The sequence below is a fragment of the Duncaniella muricolitica genome (genome assembly GCF_910574735.1).
Lineage (GTDB): Bacteria > Bacteroidota > Bacteroidia > Bacteroidales > Muribaculaceae > Duncaniella > Duncaniella muricolitica.
In genome coordinates, this window is the sequence record NZ_CAJTCF010000180.1 from 1 (window position 1) to 352 (window position 352).

The window sequence follows — 352 nt, forward strand, 5'->3', positions numbered from 1 at the left end:
GTGTCTCTTTCCGATGAAAGTTCGTGGAGATAGCACTCTATCAGTTTCTGCGACAACAAGGGGTGCATACTGCGGTCAAGCTCATCAATCATATAGTCCACTTCACTCTGTCCCAAGTCGATAAGCATGGGGATGAAATCAAGAAGCCTGATTGAACCGTCGGATTCCTCGTCCATTTCAAAAACGACCTCGTCATCCGCATCATTGCGGTGAACCGCCTTCTGCTTGAATATCGTGTATGTGCCGTCCTCTTTGAAATCAAAGAAGAAGCATTCGTTGCTTTCAGGAGCCGCCACCAGAGCAGTACGTCCCGGAGTTGAGCTACTTATGATTTTGTCAAGCAAACGGTCGG

General features: G+C 48.0%; 1 protein-coding gene. It reads right to left on the bottom strand.

Annotation, left to right across the window (positions count from 1 at the left end; genetic code table 11):
- The coding region (locus tag QGT73_RS17360) for an AAA family ATPase (protein WP_280123263.1) at positions 1-352 on the bottom strand (352 nt) is incomplete at both ends.